20 protein-coding genes and 2 pseudogenes are annotated in these 17,500 nt (G+C 67.7%); 7 read left to right on the top strand and 15 right to left on the bottom strand.

Annotated elements, in window-relative coordinates; all coding sequences use genetic code 11:
• Window positions 1-97: 97 nt before the first annotated feature.
• The 3 genes from G3I56_RS42155 to G3I56_RS42145 all read right to left on the bottom strand — a co-directional run bounded on the left by G3I56_RS42155 (window position 98) and on the right by G3I56_RS42145 (window position 2,840).
• A complete protein-coding gene (locus G3I56_RS42155; RefSeq protein WP_164418752.1) occupies window positions 98-406 on the bottom strand; it encodes a transposase in 309 nt (102 codons plus the stop codon).
• Between the two features lie 404 nt (window positions 407-810).
• Window positions 811-1,665, bottom strand: coding sequence for a transposase family protein (locus G3I56_RS42150; protein WP_239135450.1), 855 nt, complete (start codon window positions 1,663-1,665; stop codon window positions 811-813).
• Window positions 1,662-2,840: an ATP-binding protein gene (locus G3I56_RS42145; protein ID WP_164418750.1), complete on the bottom strand. Its 1,179-nt coding sequence runs from the start codon at window positions 2,838-2,840 to the stop codon at window positions 1,662-1,664. Before G3I56_RS42145 ends, G3I56_RS42150 begins: the two co-directional genes overlap by 4 nt.
• 559 nt (window positions 2,841-3,399) lie before the next feature.
• Here G3I56_RS42145 and G3I56_RS42140 point away from each other — a divergent pair.
• The 4 genes from G3I56_RS42140 (at window position 3,400) to G3I56_RS42125 (ending at window position 6,827) form a co-directional block, all read left to right on the top strand.
• Window positions 3,400-3,630 carry a hypothetical protein gene (locus G3I56_RS42140; protein WP_164418748.1) on the top strand — a complete coding sequence of 77 codons (231 nt, stop codon included), beginning with the start codon at window positions 3,400-3,402 and terminating at the stop codon, window positions 3,628-3,630.
• Window positions 3,627-4,604 carry a hypothetical protein gene (locus G3I56_RS42135; RefSeq protein ID WP_164418746.1) on the top strand — a complete coding sequence of 326 codons (978 nt, stop codon included), beginning with the start codon at window positions 3,627-3,629 and terminating at the stop codon, window positions 4,602-4,604. The genes G3I56_RS42140 and G3I56_RS42135 overlap by 4 nt, the downstream gene beginning before the upstream one ends.
• Window positions 4,605-4,959: 355 nt before the next feature.
• Window positions 4,960-5,826, top strand: coding sequence for a hypothetical protein (locus G3I56_RS42130; protein ID WP_164418744.1), 867 nt, complete (start codon window positions 4,960-4,962; stop codon window positions 5,824-5,826).
• 50 nt (window positions 5,827-5,876) lie between these two features.
• Window positions 5,877-6,827: an RNA-binding protein gene (locus G3I56_RS42125; RefSeq protein WP_164418742.1), complete on the top strand. Its 951-nt coding sequence runs from the start codon at window positions 5,877-5,879 to the stop codon at window positions 6,825-6,827.
• Window positions 6,828-7,234: 407 nt separating this feature from the next.
• On the opposite strand, the gene G3I56_RS42120 is transcribed toward G3I56_RS42125, so the two are convergent.
• Together G3I56_RS42120 and G3I56_RS42115 are read right to left on the bottom strand one after the other, a co-directional pair.
• Window positions 7,235-7,552 (bottom strand): hypothetical protein, encoded by a 318-nt coding sequence (locus G3I56_RS42120; RefSeq protein ID WP_164418739.1) that lies wholly within the window; start codon window positions 7,550-7,552, stop codon window positions 7,235-7,237.
• Between the two features lie 237 nt (window positions 7,553-7,789).
• Window positions 7,790-7,999 (bottom strand): DUF6207 family protein, encoded by a 210-nt coding sequence (locus G3I56_RS42115; protein ID WP_239135449.1) that lies wholly within the window; start codon window positions 7,997-7,999, stop codon window positions 7,790-7,792.
• Between the two features lie 493 nt (window positions 8,000-8,492).
• Here G3I56_RS42115 and G3I56_RS42110 point away from each other — a divergent pair, with 493 nt between their 5' ends.
• On the top strand, window positions 8,493-8,894 hold the full coding sequence (locus tag G3I56_RS42110) for a hypothetical protein (protein ID WP_164418736.1): 402 nt from the start codon (window positions 8,493-8,495) through the stop codon (window positions 8,892-8,894).
• A gap of 107 nt (window positions 8,895-9,001) precedes the next feature.
• Here G3I56_RS42110 and G3I56_RS42105 read toward each other — a convergent pair whose 3' ends face one another.
• From G3I56_RS42105 to G3I56_RS42060, 10 genes and pseudogenes are all read right to left on the bottom strand, one after another.
• Window positions 9,002-9,490 (bottom strand): GNAT family N-acetyltransferase, encoded by a 489-nt coding sequence (locus G3I56_RS42105; protein WP_164418734.1) that lies wholly within the window; start codon window positions 9,488-9,490, stop codon window positions 9,002-9,004.
• A 695-nt stretch (window positions 9,491-10,185) separates the two neighbouring features.
• Window positions 10,186-10,347, bottom strand: a complete 162-nt coding sequence (locus G3I56_RS45210) for a hypothetical protein (RefSeq protein WP_343240224.1) — start codon at window positions 10,345-10,347, stop codon at window positions 10,186-10,188.
• A complete protein-coding gene (locus G3I56_RS43460) occupies window positions 10,348-10,497 on the bottom strand; it encodes a hypothetical protein (protein ID WP_203691933.1) in 150 nt (49 codons plus the stop codon). It lies immediately after the preceding gene.
• Between the two features lie 193 nt (window positions 10,498-10,690).
• The gene (locus G3I56_RS43455; protein WP_343240222.1) at window positions 10,691-11,653 is read right to left on the bottom strand and encodes a hypothetical protein; all 963 of its coding nucleotides are present in this window, start codon (window positions 11,651-11,653) and stop codon (window positions 10,691-10,693) included.
• The gene (locus G3I56_RS44555) at window positions 11,650-12,195 is read right to left on the bottom strand and encodes a hypothetical protein (protein ID WP_164418732.1); all 546 of its coding nucleotides are present in this window, start codon (window positions 12,193-12,195) and stop codon (window positions 11,650-11,652) included. Before G3I56_RS44555 ends, G3I56_RS43455 begins: the two co-directional genes overlap by 4 nt.
• Before the next feature lie 194 nt (window positions 12,196-12,389).
• Window positions 12,390-12,676 (bottom strand): annotated as a pseudogene (locus tag G3I56_RS42085) (DUF6415 family natural product biosynthesis protein); the annotation flags it as partial.
• Between the two features lie 234 nt (window positions 12,677-12,910).
• On the bottom strand, window positions 12,911-13,348 hold the full coding sequence (locus tag G3I56_RS42080) for a transposase family protein (protein WP_343240223.1): 438 nt from the start codon (window positions 13,346-13,348) through the stop codon (window positions 12,911-12,913).
• 55 nt (window positions 13,349-13,403) lie between these two features.
• The gene (locus G3I56_RS42070; protein ID WP_164418728.1) at window positions 13,404-13,733 is read right to left on the bottom strand and encodes a hypothetical protein; all 330 of its coding nucleotides are present in this window, start codon (window positions 13,731-13,733) and stop codon (window positions 13,404-13,406) included.
• A 358-nt stretch (window positions 13,734-14,091) separates the two neighbouring features.
• The gene (locus G3I56_RS42065) at window positions 14,092-14,229 is read right to left on the bottom strand and encodes a hypothetical protein (protein WP_164418726.1); all 138 of its coding nucleotides are present in this window, start codon (window positions 14,227-14,229) and stop codon (window positions 14,092-14,094) included.
• A gap of 472 nt (window positions 14,230-14,701) precedes the next feature.
• Window positions 14,702-14,887, bottom strand: coding sequence for a hypothetical protein (locus tag G3I56_RS42060; protein WP_164418724.1), 186 nt, complete (start codon window positions 14,885-14,887; stop codon window positions 14,702-14,704).
• Window positions 14,888-14,985: 98 nt separating this feature from the next.
• Between G3I56_RS42060 and G3I56_RS42055 the strand changes: the two genes are divergently transcribed.
• Window positions 14,986-16,023 (top strand): hypothetical protein, encoded by a 1,038-nt coding sequence (locus tag G3I56_RS42055; RefSeq protein ID WP_239135448.1) that lies wholly within the window; start codon window positions 14,986-14,988, stop codon window positions 16,021-16,023.
• Between the two features lie 543 nt (window positions 16,024-16,566).
• A pseudogene (locus tag G3I56_RS42050) lies at window positions 16,567-17,373 on the top strand (IS110 family transposase); the annotation flags it as partial.
• Window positions 17,374-17,500 lie beyond the last annotated feature (127 nt).

Raw genomic sequence — 17,500 nt, 5'->3', positions numbered from 1 at the left:
CGGGCATAGAAGGCGGTTCGGGAGACCTGCAACAGTTCACACGCGCGCTTGACGTTGTGACCGTCTCGCTTCTCCGCCTCGATGAACGGGTGCACCGTCACCGGGTCTCCTTCGCGAAGAAAGCCGTGGCCCGCTTGAGGACCTCCACGTCCTCGCGAAGCCGGCGGTTCTCCCGTCGCAGCGCGGCCAACTCCTCGCGTTCACTGCTGGTCAGGCCGTCGCGTTCGCCCGCGTCGACCTCGGCCTGGCTGATCCACAGCCGCACCGCGGTCTCCGTCAGATCGAAGTCCTTGGCGATCTGACCGACCGAGCGGTCACCACGCCGGCACAGCTCGACGATCTCGGCCTTGAACTCCGGCGTGAACGAACGGCGAGGCCGAGGCTTCTTCTTCCCCATGCTCTCCATGATGGACATCCTCCCGGGGCTGAACCCCTGATCTCGGATGTCCGTCAAAACGGATCAAGCCCAACTCCGCCCAGCACACGCAGGGATGACTCGTCGGGATGGGCCTGCCACCGCTCCGCGATGCCCTCCGCCCCGCATGTACAGGGATGACTCAACGCAGAAGAGACAGACCAGCAGTCGGCCGAACTCTGCCCGACTAGAAGAAACTGCAGGTCAAGCAGGGTGCACTATCGGGATTCTCACTACAATGTCCTGCAACTTCTCATCTGACGTCACGTCAATTTCTCACCGGCTGCCGCCTTTGATTCTGCCGAGGATCAACAAATGAGCACGCCACAAGAGATGGCAGCAACAACGGACACATGACATCAGGATGAGAACCTCGCCGGACATCGAGATGAGACTCAGCAGTAGGCGGGCAGGTCCTCCACCGTCACGTCCAGGAGATCGAACGCAGCGGTCACCGTCCTGGACAGGAAGTCCTTGCCGCGGTCCACACGCACCTTCTCCGGCAGGCCACCGAAGGGGCCGTAAGGGTCCTCGCGCAGGACCGCGGAGCGCAGTGCGGACAGCACCGACTCCCGCGACGGATGCACCGGCGTGACGGCGACACCAGTGATCGCGTTTGTCGCGCAGTCGGTGAACCAGGTGATCCACGGTCTGCGAGCTGTGCCGTCGACGTCGACCAGCACCGGGGCCTGCATGTGGTCGCTCTCCCATGCCTGGTTGCGCCAACCCCGCGGCCGGGCCAGGAACACATCGTGCTTGCGCGCCGCCCGCTCGCCTTTCGCAAGTCCGGCCCGCTCCCCCGGCGTCAGGTCCCGCTGGATCGCACGGTGCAGCGTAGGAATCGACGGAGGCGGCTCTCCCTCACCCCTGACCGCGCGAGCGGTCAGCTCACGATGGACCGCCGCGACGTTGCCCTTCCACAAGGCCAGCAGGCGGCGCACCTCCGAGGTGACGGTGAAACGGTCCCTGCTCTGAGCCCGTGCGCCAGGCTCCGCGGCCGCGGACTCGTCACGCTCGGCGGCGGCCAGCCACCGCCACACCGTGCGCTCCGTCACCTCCAACGACTCCGCCATCAGCCGTACATGACGGGAGGTCAATTTCTGTTCCTGCCGCAGGGCGAGCAGCCGGCGCACGGCAGGACCGCGCAGCGCCGACAGGGAGGAAGAAGGCAGGCCTCCCCGCGCGTCCGCACCGTCCCCGTGCTCGCCGGTGTGGGAAGCGCCCCCTCCCGGCCCCAAGGCGCCGGTCACAGCGGCCCCATCAGCCGTGCGCAGGCCCGCTCCAGCATCCGGCGGTCCACTACCGCACGGCTCTTGCCGTAGATCTCGGCGGTCAGGTGCGAGGTGAGCTTCGCCCAGGTCCGGAAATTGCCGTGGCCCACATGCTCGTCCACCCACACGATGTCGTCCTCGGCCACCTCGCCCCACAGCGAGTGGAAGGCCGCCATCGCCGCTGCTACCTCGCCCGGGCGAAGACGCGGCACCAACTCCCAGGTCAGCACCCGAGAGGCCAGCGCGGGCACCCGGCGCAGCGCCCGTTCACTGCCCGCGCCCGCCAGCACGAGTGCCGTGTCCGTGTCCGGGTGGTCCCACAGCCCGCGCAGAAACTCCAGCGCCGGTCCCGGAAGGCGCTGTGCCTCGTCCAGTACCAGCACGCGGGGCTGTCGGAGCGCGTTCACCAGCATCAAGTCGGCCTCCCCCGCCCCGCGCGGCAGACGCCTGCCCAGCTCGAGGGCGTCCGCGAGTACCCGGCGCAGTTCGGGAACCGTCGGGTGCACACCGACGTGGACCCGGCGGACCCTGGCCGGGTGCGGCAGCTGGGAAAGGGCGTACTGCAGCGCGACGGTCTTGCCCTGGCCGGCGTCGCCGTACAAACACACCACCGTACCCACCGCGGCCGCGTGCGCGACCGTCCGCAGCACCGACCGCACAGCAGGCGTGTGCACCACCTGCGCACCCGGCACCAGGACCGGGACCTGCGCCAGATGCTTCTGCTCCCGCAGAAACACCTGCCCACCGCCACCCTTCTCGGCCACCACGTCCAGGCCCAGCTCACTGAGGGGATCCGACCGGCGCGCCCCGGCAACCTCAGGTTCCCGCCCCGTCAGCAAAGCCCGTCCCGCCCGACGGTCCCTGCGGATCACCCGGTGCAACGTCGACGCCGACGGCACCGAACCCCCGCCACCTGCAGCGGTCAGCCGGCGCCTCAGCTCAGCGACGTTCCCTCCCACCTCGCCCAGCAGCGCCCACACCTCGTCCGACACCGCATACCCCCGCCGGACCGGCGCCTCCACACGCCCCGTCACCTTCGCCTGCTCCAGCCAGCGCCACACCGTACGCTCCGAAGCACCCACCACCTCAGCGACCGCACGCACATGACGCGTCGACAACTCCCCCGCCCGCTGCCGCTCCAGCAAACGACGCACCACCAACACCCTCGGCAGCCCAGCCCCCCGGCCCGCTCCTACACCCTGATCCACCCCACGATCACACCGGCCCCACCCACCGCACCGCATCAGAACTCACGAAACTGAGACAGCATCAGCTGCCATCAGATAAAGCCCCACGACAGCAACACCCACCCCCAACCTCTCACCTCATGACAGTGCCGGTCCCGCCCCAACACCCCACTGACCAGCACCGACATCACACACACCCAGCCAGCGCCACCGACTCTCACCACCACCGACCCCAAGCCGAGAGATCGCAGCCTGGCCCCCACCACCACCCACACACTCGACACCCTCGACCCCTGGTGGAACCCACCCTGGCCCAGCATCTGGCAACGCACCTACCAGCAGACGAAGTTGCACCACCACACCGGCCAGCCCCACTCCCCCACCCTCCAGCGATGGACCGAAAGGCAACGCACCCGCTGGAACACCCTCCACCCCACCCAGCAGGAGCTTCTCTCCGACATCGACATCCACCCCGGATAGAACCGACAACAGCGGCGCTGTCAGACCCATGCGGGACAATTCCGCCATGGGCGAATCCATCGCGACACAGCTCCTCAGCACGGACCTCGAGACGGCCTGTCCCAACTGCGGCTACCTGATGTGGGTCCGCTACTCGGAGGTCGTGGCCCAGACCGCCGTGATCTGCCCCTGCTGCTACACCCAGATCTGGCTGGTCGACGAGACCGGAAGCGCACAGAACGCAGGCGATGCAATCCAGCAGCAGATCACACAAGCTCTGAAAGGCCTCTTCCGGTGAAATACCAGCAGCGCCTCCAGGTCGCCGTACGCGAACGCCTGCGCAAACTCATGACCGCGCCCTACTCCAGCGCCAGCCACGAAGTCCACCTCGCCGTCACCTGGATCAACAGCCAACCAGCCCTCAAAGGCCTCCTCGAAGAGGCGTCCCAGGCAGAACCAGGCGTCGACCGGGAGCGGTTCCGCGCAGGAATGACCCGCGGCCGCCGGTTCGTCTGGCCCAGCCGAACCGAACAAGGGCGAGCCACACTCGTCTGGGAACTGGTGCAGGAGATCGCTTCAAAAGAGGCGAGCAATCCCGATGTCGGTTTGCAGACCGCGATCGGTTACAGCATGCAACAACGCCATCAGGACAGCTGGCGGGAATTCGCCGAAGACATCCTGCAGCCCCTCTTCGACTACCTCAGCGAACGCGTCGGTTCGGAAAGCAGCATCCTGCACACCCTCGAGCGCTACCGGACCCGCATCGAGTGGTTCGACCGCGAAGAGCTGTACGCGCGCTTCGACGCCGACCGCGCCAACGGCGAAGAGGTCTACAACCTCGACCTCCAGCGCTTCCTCTTCCTCGAAGGCGACCACATCACCCACGCCAAACCCCGCTCAGCCTCCGGCGAAGCCGACCTCATCGGCGACCTCGACGGCCGCGAGCCCCTCGTCTGCGACGGAAAGATCTTCGACGGGAGCGGCCGAGGCAAGGGCTACCTCGTCAAAGGGCTGCACCAAGTCGTCAAGTACGCCCACGACTACGCGCAGCACACCGCCTACCTCGTCATCTACAACATCACCGACAAGCTCCTCGAACTGCCCACCGACGGCACCCCCGGCGCATGGCCCCCGTACACCGAAATCTCCGGCGTCCGCGTCTACTTCATCCACGTCCGCGTCCTGCCACCCACCACCACCGCCAGCAAAGCCGGCAAAGCCACCCGCGTCACCCTCACCCACGACGACCTCACCAACCCCGACACCACCTGACCCGTCCTTCAAGTAGCAGCCCACCGGAACTGCACGACGCGCGATCAACCTGCGCACACCCCGTACGCGCAGGTCAGACAGACACACCCCGCCCAGCCCCACACTCCGGGCCCCCAGGCACCGCGAACATCACCCAGAAGAACTGAGAAACCCCAGCTCGCAGCCACAGCAACAACTCAGAAAGACTGGGCGGCGACACTAGGTCGGATGTCAACCACGATCACCTCATGACGACCAGAAAGGGCCATGCCGTCTAGGCGCCCCGCTCCGCTCTCCACCGCTCGCGCGCGGCCGACCGCCGCTCACCCCAGCGCCCGATGGCCGTGACCGACCGCCCACTCAGGAGAGCCCGCCCGTGCAGAAGACCGTCCTCGTTCCCTACGCCCACCTACCCCAAGGGCACCACGACCGCCACGTCCTGACCAGTACCGTCGACGTTTTCGGCGCCGCCCACTGGCTGCTTACCGAACGCGCTCCGCAGCCCGGCGGCGATGTCCTGCCCTTTGACGCGCTGGTCGTTTCCGTCGATCCGGGCGGCAACGTCGAACTCACCGAGCTGAGCGCCGTGCGGGCCCGCTGGCCGCACCTGGACCGCCTGCCTGACGGCGGGTTTGCCGTCGCCGCGTCTCGCGTCCGCCGGTACGAGGACGCGAACCAGGTCCAGGTCTTCGACGCGCTCGGCCGCGAGACCTCGTCCTTCTCCGTCGGGGACGCCATCGAGCACCTGCTCGTGGACGAGGCGGGCCGTATCTGGGTCGGGCACTTCGACGAGAACCCGGTGGGAATCCGCTGCTGGAGCGCCACGGACCGACTCGCTTGGACGTCAGACGACGCCGGCATCCCCGGTCTCTTCGACTGCTACGCCCTGAACGTGTCGGGCACCGCCGCCTGGGCGTGCCCATACACGGACTTCCCGCTCGTCGAGATACGCCCGGACCGCACCCATCGGCCCGTGAGGGTGTGGGCGAACCGCGTACGGGGCTCCCATGCGGTGGCCGTACACGGTGAGCGGGTCGCCTTCTACGGCGGCTACGGCGAGGAGCGGGACCGACTCGCCCACGGAGAGATCATCGAAACATCCGTCGAGTCAACGGACGTCGGCCTGCTCACCCTGCCCGATGGCTCTGCCCCCGGCCGTCGGCGGGTTGTAGGTCGAGGAAGCAGGATCTACGTCCAGGCCGAGCCGTTCACCACCTGGGGCGTGTTCGACCTCAGCAGCTGATACCCAGCACTGGAAAGACAATTTCCCCTTCTGACCGCGCAGGGAGCAGTGTGCCGCCGTCCTTCATCCACCGAATCACCAAGTACGACCCCGCCGACCGTGACGAACACGGCCACTACACCGGTGCGGAGGAGGCGGTCAGTGACCATGGGCCAGTCGAAGCCGCGTACCTCGCGGCGATCGCCGCCTTCGCGGAGGACTCGGGCATCGATCGGCTGGAGATTCGCGAGCCCGCAGTCAGCGGTTTCGTCCACTTCGGCGTGGAGCCGTCGGATGGGAGACATGGCCTCGGCGGGCTCTTCCCGCCCGATCTCGCCGGCTACCACGACGGGGCCGAGGTTCCCCTTCCGGTGGCTCTGGAGCTGGTCCGGGTCATGCTCCGCGAACAAGGTGCCTGGTGTCGTCTGGAGGTGGGGGACGTGTTCACCGTGCATGTCGGGTGGGACCAGTACGTGTATGTGGGCAGTGACCGGCTCTGCGCGGATGCCGTGGCCCGTACACGGGAACTCGGTCTCTTCCCGGAACCGATGGCGACCTCCCCCTACGCAGCGGAGCTGGAGGAGCCGGACATGATGGAGACGGCCGACGAGGGGTTCTGGGCGCGCGTGCGCACCGTGCTGGCCTCACGGAAGGCAGTGCTCCTGGAGGAGGGCTACGTCCGCAACGCTGCACGCTTCCACCGCCTCACGCCGGAGAACCTCGACGCGGTGCGTACCGGTCTCAGCCCGCGCGCCCTGCTGACCGTCTGGCCTGACCTGAACCCCGATGTCGGCTCGGTCCTCGCCACGCTGCCAGAGGAGGGATCCGCGGAGTTCGTCTGGGAGGCACAGGACGGGACAATCAGACACGCGGTCGTCGACGACACCGAGTACCAAGAGCTCGCCACCCTGGTGGCCGGCGCCCGGGCGGCCTGCGCCCTGCCCATGTACCTCGACGAACGCCACTCGCTTCTTTGCGCCGCCCTGCCCGACAGCGACGGCGTACTGCGCGCCCGGTGGTGACCCCGTTCACGCCGGATTGCCACAGACCGGCAGCTCGACTGACCCGGCGTCTGTGTCCCGAACCTTGCTGCGGCAGCTTCCTCTTCGGCCGTTCGTCCGTTGAACGGAATGTCGGATGATGGGGCCGCTCTCGGGGGTCTTATGCAGTTATTCTTCGCGGACCAGCGCCGCATTCGTTGGAGTGAGTCCGTCATAAGGCCGACTCTCCATGGACGATCTCTTGGTGCCGCGGCCTTTCTGCCACTGGGCCGTGCTGGGGAACGCATAAGCCAGCTTGCCGTAACGCTCAGTGTTCGTCGTCGCGATGGCGAAGCTCTTGAGGAGCAGGCCTGGGGGGCCACTTCGCTTGATCTGCTGCGCTCGTCTGCGCCGTGGCGGACGTTCCGATGCCACAGAGGACAGATGCACTACTCCGGCCGGGTGTTGCTTGACCCGGCTGAAGAATTGCTCGACAGCGGAGGGGCCGGTGGGCGGCGGAGGGTAGCCATGAGCACGGCGACGGCCCCAAGCAGCGCGCCCAGGCCCGCGCCTACCGCACCGAGCGTTCTGACGATCTCCCACGCTGTACTCTCCGCCGGGCGGCAGTCCGGGTCGCACACCCACGGACGGGCGCCGTCCGTCCGCGCGGCCGCGAGAGCGGCCAGGCCCAGCAGCAACAGGGTGATGCCGGACCAGAACATTCTTCGGGCGGCTGCCTCGTACCGTCGCGAGCGAGTGTCGACCATGCCAGTCACGGTCCCACCCCGGAGAACGGGTCAGCAATGGTGCGGATCAAAGAAGACTGGCCGACGCAGGAAATGGCCACGCTCCTGAGACACAAGCATGGCCATCGGCGTGAGAAAGGCCAGAGAGCCGCAGGCCACAGCGTCGGCATGTGACAAGCGTTCTGAGATCCCACAACCACCAGCGTACGAGCGGCAGCACCGTCCGGCACGAGGAAGACGCACTCGTAGGGGGCGGCGTTACGCGTCGGGATGCTGGCGCAGGTCCAGGTAGCAGCGCAGCCGTACGCCGGGCTGCCCCGCGTCCCGGGTCGTGTGCTGTGCCGTCGACGTCGCCCACATTCCGGCCAGTGCTTCCTGGAACTTCAGGGCGGTCGCGTCGTCGGCCACGGCGACGTCGACGACCAACTGGCCCGGTTCCGCCACGTGTACTTCCTGGATCGGCTCCATGCCCGGCATGACGATCCGGCGGACGACGGGGTTCGGGCAGCGGGGCGGATTCCTCCCAACGAGGACGCACCCGGACCGCGGTCTCGCCCGGCCCGGGTGCGAGCGGATCAGGGCCGTGCGCACGGGCTGCGTGTGGTCACCGTGCAGCGGCCTCGCTGTCGACCTGGAGGAGCAGGTCGTAGATCGAGCCGCCGGGCTCGTTGCGCAGACGCCCGACTCAACGCCCGCCGACATTGCTGGCAGGTCGCGCTCAGGTCTTCCCCTGGCACTGGGCGTACCCCGTGGCCAAGAGGCTGAGTGCCTGTTCTGATCCCGGGTTTTGAGTAGCTTTGGGGCCTAGGCTGGCGGGGTGTCCGAGGGCGCATGATCCAGCTGATCGACCGATCGACCCACGCCACTCACAACTCCACTTCCTCATAGGTTTTCTGACGCCACATCGGGTCACTCGCCGATCACGGCCGGAACAGTCCCGGCCGGGAATGGAGATCCCATCATGAACCGGATACTGCGACGGTCGGCCGCGATTCTGACCAGCGCCACGGCGATGACGGTGCTGCCCTCGGTGACCGCGACGGCGGCCCCCGCACAGGCCCAGCCCTGCGTGCAGAAGGTCGCCGTCGTCAACAACGCGGGTTTCGTCCTGTCCTGGACCGCCTCGGCCCGCACCGGCGAACAGTCGGCTCCGACCGACGACTACCCGATCAACCAGACCAGGATCATCGACCTGTCCACCACCGCCCTACCCGAGGGAACCGACATCCGCCCGTATGTCGAAGCGGTCGGCGGGACCAACGAATACGGCAGTTCCTACGTGTCCTACTGCGACAACGGCCAGACGGCCACCTACACCGTCACGGGGACCACTTTCGACTACTCGGTCACCCTGCTGACCTGAGCTTGTCCTACCTTCCAAGCGTGGGTCTGACGGACTGGCGTCCATCGACGCTGATTCGAACGACGGGTGACGGGTTCCGGATCGTCTGTCTCAGCTTCTGCTGTGGCTCAGAGTGCGCGGTGCATGATGTGAAGCCCGACGTAGCCCTTCGAGGGATGCCGGAAGCCCTCCGGCAACGTGCCAAGCACCTCGAAACCGATGGACCGATACAGTTTCACCGCATGCACGTTCGTCTCGACGACCGCGTTGAACTGCATCGCCCGGAACCCGGCCGCGCGCGCCCACTCCACCGTGTACTCACACAGCGCTCGGCCCACGCCCCGCCCAGAGTGCGCCGGGTCGACCATGTAACTGGCGCTCGCGATGTGCGAACCGTTGCCCATGTGGTTGTTGTTCATCTTTGCCGTGCCGAGGACCGTTCCGGCGTCGTCGACGGCGACGACCGTGCGGTTCGGGGCCGGCAAAAGCCACCAGTCGCGGCCCTGCTCCTCGCTGAGATCGATCGGATAGGTGAAGGTCTCACCAGCGGAAACGATCTTGTGGAAGAAGGGCCAGATGACAGGCCAGTCCTCGGTGTTGGCTTCCCTGATCAGCATGCTGACAGGATGTCGGCCCGTGCCACGGGACCGCCAATGCATTTCGCGCCCCAGGGCCACATCACGTCGCAGGTCACGAGGTCATGGAGCTGGGTGCTGATCAGGTATGTCGTTCAGTTGGGCGTCAATGGACGCCGAATCGAACGACCAGTTGGAGGAATCGTCAGGCGGCTGCGGCGAGGGATGTTGGGACGCCTCGGTCCGACGGTTGCGTCGGGTGAGGCGGCGGGTCCCTGACCGAGGGCACACCGTAGCCAGTCATGCCCCCCCCGGCAGACAGCGCGCTGGCCTGCCGGGGTCGGGGTCCTCGGGCCCACATGACCGCTGATGCCCGAGGTTGACGACCCGGCACGACCCCGCCCCGTGCAGGAGTTGACCCCCGACCCCGCAACCACCGCACCATGCCACCCAGCGCCGCGCGGCCGTCACCCGAAAGTGAGCAACAGCCACCACGTTTGTCTCTTGCGCCTACGCCTGAGGATGACCGCCGCCGCAGCGTGGTCGGACGGTCAGGAAACCCGCAGGAGCGTGGCGGCCGGGTCGATCGCGCCTGTCCCGAACTTGTCGCGGATGCGGTCGCTGACCTCTTCGGCGACCAGCCGGTCCTCGCGCGTTTTGTCGAGGCTGATCTGCTGGGCGACCTGGTCGGCACCGACCAGGTCCTCGCCCCGGAGAACGAGACCCGTGAGGCGGCCTCACTGGAGGCCCGCGGCATCGATGAGCCGGTACGCCATAGTGCGCAGGTCGTCGTCGTGCGCGGAGGCCTCCGGCAGACGGCGTGCCTTCTCCCACGACGGGCCGCCGGCGAACTTCAGCGTCAGACCCAGACCGCGGGCCGCCTGGCCGCGCCGGCGCAGCTACAGTCCGAGTTGGACGTCGACGCACAGCTCGTAGACGCAGCCGAGCGAGGCGGCGAGCTGCGTCATCGTCTCCTGGGTGCGCTCGTCCAGGTCCGGGTCCTCACCGGCGAGCTGCTGCGGGTCTTGGACCTCCGGCTTCCACACCACCCAGTCGAAGTCGTCCCAGTGCTTCGCCTACTTCGCGTCCTGTGCCACAGCCGCCCGCCCTCCGCCTGCTTGTTCTGACTCAAAGGCCAGTACATCAGCGGGCAGACGGCACCGTGCGGCGTTCACGCTCCTGCACTCCCAAGGAGCGAATCACCTTGCCGGGCGTCCGGGCGTGCCATGCCGCCCGGCAGGGCTACCAGCGGCGTAGGTCCTTGGCGAGTTCGCGGTGCCACTCGGTGCGGCGCGGCACGTACTCCTCGGGTGCCGCACCGAGCGCGACGGCCTGGTCCGTGATCCCGTAGGTGACCCGGTAGGCCAGGACCTGGGTGGCATGGTCCATCCACTCTTGCGTCTTGTGCGCCGGCGGGACGGGACCGAGTACGGTCACGAACCACATGGGCAGCAGGGCGCGGTCACGGATCGCGTCGGCCAGGCGGCCGCGCAGCAGCCAGTTCAGCTTCCGTTCCGCCTTGTCGCCCTGCTCGATCAGCGACGCCTTTACCTGCCGCAGAGAGTCGTCCTGGGCCAGTGCGGCCCGCGCGGCCTGGGCAGTGTCGGCCAGCTTCTGAGCCCGCTGACCGTGGCTCTCGGCGAGGGTGCGGGACATGCCGAAGTCCATGACGGCCTGTTTGAACTGCTGGGATGTGCGCGGCTGACTGGCCAGGATGCCGGCGGCCTCCACCACCTTGTCGCGGTGCTCGTCGCGCTCTTCGACTGCCCCTTCGTAGTGGCGGATGTTGAGGCGGTGGGCCTCGCGCTGGTGTCCGGGGAGCAGGCCGGAGCGTACGTTCCAGCCGTGGTTGGCGGTCCTGGCCAGCTTCTTCCACTCCGGGTCGGTGGTGTCGAGGTCGGCGAGTGGGGCTCCGCCCGCGGCGAGCAGGTGCGCTTCGAGGGCCTGGACGCGGCCGGTCAGCCGCTTGAGGGCCTGCTCGGTGCCCCGGATGTCGCCGCGTACGTCGTCGTCCAGCTCGGTGAGGTCGTTGCGGACGGTGCTGAGGTCGTCCTCGATGCTGCGGATGTCACCGCGGATGTCGCGCAGTTCGTAGTCGAGGTCTTCGACCTCCCCCAGCTTCGTACGCAGCGAGTGCAGCTCGTTCTCCATCCCACCGGTCCGGCTCTCCAGACGGCGGACCTGGTGGCCGTAGTCGTCGCTCACCGGCGCGCCTCCTTCGGGTCGGCGCCCGTGCTGTCCATCGAGGACCCGGCGACCAGCATCCAGCCGAGGGCGGCGGCGATGATGAACCACCGGCTGATCACGCTCAGGCTGATGAGGGCCATCAGGAGCGCGACCACGTGCAGCCCGACGGCTCCGAAGCGGCGGTCGCGGTGCTGTTCGGCATCGACCTTCTGGAAGCAGCCGGCCACCGTGCCCACGAAGTGCGGGACCAGCAGGACCAGCCACCAGGTCGACCGGTCGAGGATGAAGACGAGCGCGATCAGCACGGCTCCGATGGCCGCCTGGCCGCGCCAGGACCACGTCACGATGCGCTCACTGCGTCTGCGCTCGGGTTCGGCCAGACGCTCGGGGATCGTCTTCTCGAACTCCACCAGCCTGCTGGTGACGTTCACCAGTCGGGCGTACTCCACCGCGAACTGGTCGTCATCGACGTCGTGCTTCAGGACCTCGGCATGGCGAGCGCCGACCTTCTGCTGAAGCTGCGCCAACTGCTCTTCGATCTGCTGCTCGGTGCTGCCCACCGAACCACCCCCACCCGCGATGCGACGACACGCCGACCGGTCACTTCCCCGCCGGCCGTCAAATCGATCGACCGTATCCGCAGCTGTCCGGGACTCGCCGGGTAATCGCACGCAGTGGCCGAAACCTTGCCGATCACGTCCGGGCGCTGCTGCCTTACCAGGGGCTTCACGGCGATGGCAGATACAGAGCACCGTCAGCCGACGGGCGGTGCAGTCCTGTCCGCGGTGAGCGCGGCCTCCAGCCGGTCCAGCCGTTCGTAGAGAGCCCGGACCCAGGCGGGCGCGGTTCTGGACGCAGCGCACGGTGCCCTCCAGCGTCGCGGACAGCCGGCCTTCCGCCTCGCGCAGGACGACGTCGGCGAGCGCCCCGGGGCCCGCTGCTCTTGGGCAGCTGGTTCGCACGGCGCCGGACGTCGGAGGCGACCGCGCGCGCGTGGCCGGTCAGCTGGAGGCCGATCTGCTCGTAGTCGCGGATCGCGAGCGTGTCCTTGCCCGGCGCCAGTCCGAGCACGGCCAGGCCGCGGCCCATCCATCGCCCGGCCGGGACGCGGGCTTGCTCCTGGGCCTCGCGCAGCGGCGTGCGTGGTGGGCGGCTGCCGTCGCCGGCAACGGTCTCGCGCAGGTAGTAGCGGTACATCTGACCGGCTCGGATCACCTTGATTTCCACTGTCATGGAGACCACGCCACACGGCTCTGAACTGCAAGAAAAGGCCGATCAGCGGTACGTCCCGCCAGACGGGAGCAGCGGCCGAACTTTCTTCTCAGGCGCCCGCCAGGCGGGAAGCGGCCCCGGGCCGGAAGTAAATGTCATCGCTCTCCGGCAGCCCTCACACCACGACCCGGACGACACCAACAAGCACCACTGAAGGGTCCGCAGCCGGATGCCGGGCCGGTCGGGGACGGCGAACCCACAGTCCGCCAGCAGCGAGCGGACCTCCCGGATGGCCCGGCCGATCGTGGAGGACCCCACCTCGTAGAGCACGCCCCACGCCTCATGGGTGAGCCCGGTCCGCAGATGGACCAGTGTCACCAGGAGCCGGTCTTGGCCCAGCTGCGGGGATGCCGGAGCTGACGATCGCCGACGTTGAGCAGGCGGAGGCGGACTCGCTGAAGTACCGGTACGAGTAACGCCGACCTGCGAGTGCTGAACCACCAGCCGGCCGAACCCCCAAGCCAGCACGCCCCAAGATCAATCGCGGGTCAGCCCGTTAGAACTCGCTGTCGATCCCGCTGTCGATGCCGGTGACGATCGCCGCGCCCAGCGGGGCGTCCTCCTCGCTGAGGCCGCTGTCGCGCAGCGCCGTGGAGACCAGCCGTACCGCTTCGCTCTCGGCTCCGGACTGGTCTGCGGCCTCGACCTCGACCCGGGCCGCGAACATGCCGTCCTCGTCGACCGTCAGCAGGCTCAGCTCCTCGCTCTCACCCAGGTCCGTGTTCTTCGGGTCCTGGGGTCGGAGGCTGCGCTCGACAGCGGAGCAGGTGTCCTCGGAGATTCCGTGGACGAACGTGCCGGGCACGGTGATGACGAACGTGGTCACAGGGACTCCTTCTGCGGGTCCGCCGGGCGCCGGGTTCCGCGCGCGGCGGACGGGACATGGCCCGTCCGGACCGGGGTGCGGGCGGCCAGAAGCACGACGCCAAGTCGGTCGGTGCATGCCCCGGCATCGCGTGCCCTCCTGACGTTCGTCCGCTGGTTCCCGGCTCGTACTCGATGCGCCTGCCCCGCCTACGGCCGGGAATGCGGACCTCGTCCTCGCTCCGTTTCCGGGGCACTGTCACCGAGGTGCCGCCCACTACCACCTCGAACCGGGCGGTGATAGCCCCAACGGGACGCTCTGGAGCGCTGCCCCGTTGCACGCTGGGGTCAGCGAGAGGGGAACCGGCGCCGGAAGCGGGTCACGCGGGGATGGTGCAGACGGCCGTCCGGTGTCGCAGCGCGAGCCGGGCGCGGCACTGGAGCCGGATGCGGCGGGCACCGTTGAGGACCGAGACGGTGAAGGCCGGCATGGTTGCCTCGCCCGCTACGAAGATCACAACCTGTTCGTGATCCTCGAGGGGAAGCCCCTCGTGCGCCCCACCCCTCGGCGAGACGGCAGGTGCCATGCGGTTTGGCCTGCTTGCGCACGAAAGCGCAGGGGAGCCCCGTGTGTCGGCCGAGTGCGGTCACCACCGGGATGCCGCCCATCTCCAGGCCGGCCAGGACCTCGGTGCCCGGCGGCACCAGCGGAACCATCTCCCGGGCGATCTCGTCCAGCAGGGCCGGGTCGCCCTCGAACCGGTACTTGTCGAAGTACTCCGGGGCAGTACGGCCGGACCGAAGCGTGAATTGCCCGGTCAGATGGGAAGCAGCATGGATACGGCGAGCAAGATCAGAGTGAGTCACAGACAGCCAGTCTCCCAGCAACCCCTCCCAGCCAAGACACCGGCTCTCTCCACGACACCGTGAACACGAAGCCGACACCGTGACCACCAAGAACCCCTGCGCCCTGCAGCCGCAGCGGTCATTTCACGCTCGCACGTCATCAACGACAGTGTCGCCGTCATGCTCATCCAGGACCTCGCGCAAAACCACTGAATGGACGTTGACTGCGCAGATCAGCAACCCACCGCAGCCTTCTTCAGACAATTCCGTCGCACCGTACGGACATCGACGTCCAGGAAATGCCGTCGTTCCGCTGTCGACGTCGCTCACGCGGGGGACAACCATTTGTTGACGTCACGAGTCTTCGTCGATGATCACGTTGTGATCGTACTGACGAGGAGACCATCATCACCGCCATACGTAAGACCTTGACTGCCACCGCAGTTGTCGGCGCCGTCCTGGCGGGTTCCGCAGCCTGCGGCACCGTGGAGCAGCTCACCGCCGGGAAGAAGCTCGACGAGGCCGTCGAAAAGCTCGCCAAGGAGAAGACGATCTCCTTCGAGCTCGATCTCGACACGGACGCCCGGAGTCTGAAGGCGCTGGACGCCTCGATGGATCCGGAGCCCGGTGAGGAGATGCCCACCGCGATCGCCGATCTGTTCAGTGGCGCGAAGGTCAGTGTCACCGTGCAGTCGAAAAAGCCGATCGGGGAGTCTGGGGAGAAGGACTACGTCGGCATGGCGCTGAAGATCAGCAACAAGGACGGTGACATCACCGAGTACCGGGTCCTCGGCGACTACACGTACATCCGCTCCGACGTGAACGCCCTCGGCAAGGCGATGGGCTTTCCCGTGCCGTCGGTGAAGGACCTTCCCCCGGAGGCGAGCGGGCTCAAGAAGGTACTCGAGGGCGAGTGGGTGAAGATCAACAACAAGGAGATGGAGCAGACCGCCGCCGAGATGGGAGCAGAGCCCGGTGCGACGCCCGCGCCAGAGTCCGCCCTCGACGCCAAGGCGCAAAAGCAGATACTCGAGGCGCTGCGCGAGACCGTCGCCCGCGAGGTCGACTTCAAGACCGCCGCAGACAAGGACGGTTCCGAGCACATCACCGCCACCGCTCCGTTCCGTACGCTGATCACGGAGTTCCTCGGCGAGATCCGTCCGCTCGCGAAGAACTTCCCGCCGGGCATGGAACTGCCCAGGGACGAGGACCTCAAGGACGCCCCGAACGCCAAGGTCACAGCCGACTTCACCCTCAAGAACGGAGAGCTGACCGAGGTCTCCGTCGACCTCGCAAAGCTGGCCAAGAACGCGAAGGTCAAGAAGCTGGGCCTGGTGGTGCGGATGAGCCAGGGCCACAAGCCCACGGCTCCGGCCGGTGCCACCGAGCTGAACATGGACGAGATCCTGGACGGGTTCGGCGCCGCGATGATGGACGAGGGGGCCTTCCTCGAGGACGCGGCGTAGACACGCGCCAGGTCACGCCTCGGGTCAGGCGGGCGAGGGGTGTTGCGAACGCGCTGCGGCGAGCCCCTCGTTGGCACAAAAAATTGTGAATGTGGCGGAGCTGTGGGCGGCGAGGGGCACTGTCAACTTTGACGCACCGCCAGATGATCAAGAAGGTGATTTACAGTCTTCACCTCTGATTCCGCGAATGAAGCGCCGAATCGGCCTGCCGGAGGGAGGATCTGGCGGGGGTTCTCCTTCTTGATCATCTGACGCCCAGTCAAAGTTGACAGTGCCCCCCCCGTTATGTTCTTCGCGGTCCTGCAAGAGGGCCGCTGGCCTCCGGGCCCGGCATGACTGTGTCCCCCTGTCGAAGTCGATGACCTGGGGGGTGGTGTCACCGGGCCCGGGAGGTGCCGTCAGAGACGCTGATGAGAGGTCCGGCCGCCACCCGGTCCGGCGCAATGCCGGACAGCTCGCGGGATGGCAGGTCTGCATAACGTGGCTGCGCGAGTACGACACCACTGCCGAGGCCGGCACCGCCAACACCCTTGGAAGGGCGCGATGTTCGACACTGAAGACGTGGGCGTGTTCCTCGGCCTGGACGTCGGCAAGAGTGCCCATCACGGCCACGGACTCACCCCGGCCGGCAAGAAGGTCTTCGACAAGCAGCTGCCCAACAGCGAGCCGAAGCTGCGGGCCGTGTTCGAAAAGCTGGCCGCGAAGTTTGGCACCGTCCTGGTGATCGTGGACCAGCCCGCCTCGATCGGCGCTCTGCCCCTGACCGTCGCCCGCGACGCGGGCTGCCAGGTCGCCTACCTGCCCGGACTCGCGATGCGCCGGATCGCCGACCTCTACCCGGGCGAGGCCAAGACCGACGCGAAGGATGCCGCGGTCATCGCCGACGCCGCCCGGACGATGCCCCACACCCTGCGCTCGCTGGAACTGACCGACGAGATCACCGCCGAGCTCACTGTCCTGGTCGGCTTCGACCAGGACCTCGCCGCCGAGGCCACCCGCACCTCCAACCGGATACGCGGCCTGCTCACCCAGTTTCACCCCAGCCTGGAACGCGTCCTGGGCCCCCGCCTGGACCACCAGGCCGTCACCTGGCTGCTGGAGCGTCATGGCTCCCCGGCCGCCCTGCGCAAAGCCGGCCGCCGCAGACTCGTCGAACTGATCCGGCCCAAGGCCCCACGCATGGCCCAGCGGCTGATCGACGACGTCTTCGACGCACTGGACGAACAGACCGTCATCGTCCCGGGAACCGGCACCCTCGACGTCGTCATCCCCACCCTGGCCGCCTCCCTGGCCACCGTCCACACCCAGCGCCGGGCCATGGAAGCCCAGATCAACACCCTGCTGGAGGCCCAGGGTCCCTTGCATGATCAAGATCTGTCCGGATTCATCCGGTGAGGCCGAGGGCGGTCAGGGATCTGCGACAGTCGCGGGCGGTGTAGCGGAGGGCGGCGGCGATGTTGGTGCGACCGTCCTGACG

This window comes from Streptomyces sp. SID12488 (assembly GCF_010548275.1).
GTDB lineage: Bacteria > Actinomycetota > Actinomycetes > Streptomycetales > Streptomycetaceae > Streptomyces.
The sequence above is the reverse complement of the archived record's forward strand: the minus strand, read 5'-3'. Positions and strand labels throughout refer to the sequence as shown.

Bases quoted from the DNA above. Each gene is read 5' to 3' on its own strand.
- G3I56_RS42155 (WP_164418752.1), bottom strand. From the start codon at position 406: ATGGAGAGCATGGGGAAGAAGAAGCCTCGGCCTCGCCGTTCGTTCACG.
- G3I56_RS42140 (WP_164418748.1), top strand. From the start codon at position 3,400: ATGGGCGAATCCATCGCGACACAGCTCCTCAGCACGGACCTCGAGACG.
- G3I56_RS42120 (WP_164418739.1), bottom strand. From the start codon at position 7,552: ATGGTCGACACTCGCTCGCGACGGTACGAGGCAGCCGCCCGAAGAATG.
- G3I56_RS42115 (WP_239135449.1), bottom strand. From the start codon at position 7,999: ATGGAGCCGATCCAGGAAGTACACGTGGCGGAACCGGGCCAGTTGGTC.
- G3I56_RS42110 (WP_164418736.1), top strand. From the start codon at position 8,493: ATGAACCGGATACTGCGACGGTCGGCCGCGATTCTGACCAGCGCCACG.
- G3I56_RS42105 (WP_164418734.1), bottom strand. From the start codon at position 9,490: ATGCTGATCAGGGAAGCCAACACCGAGGACTGGCCTGTCATCTGGCCC.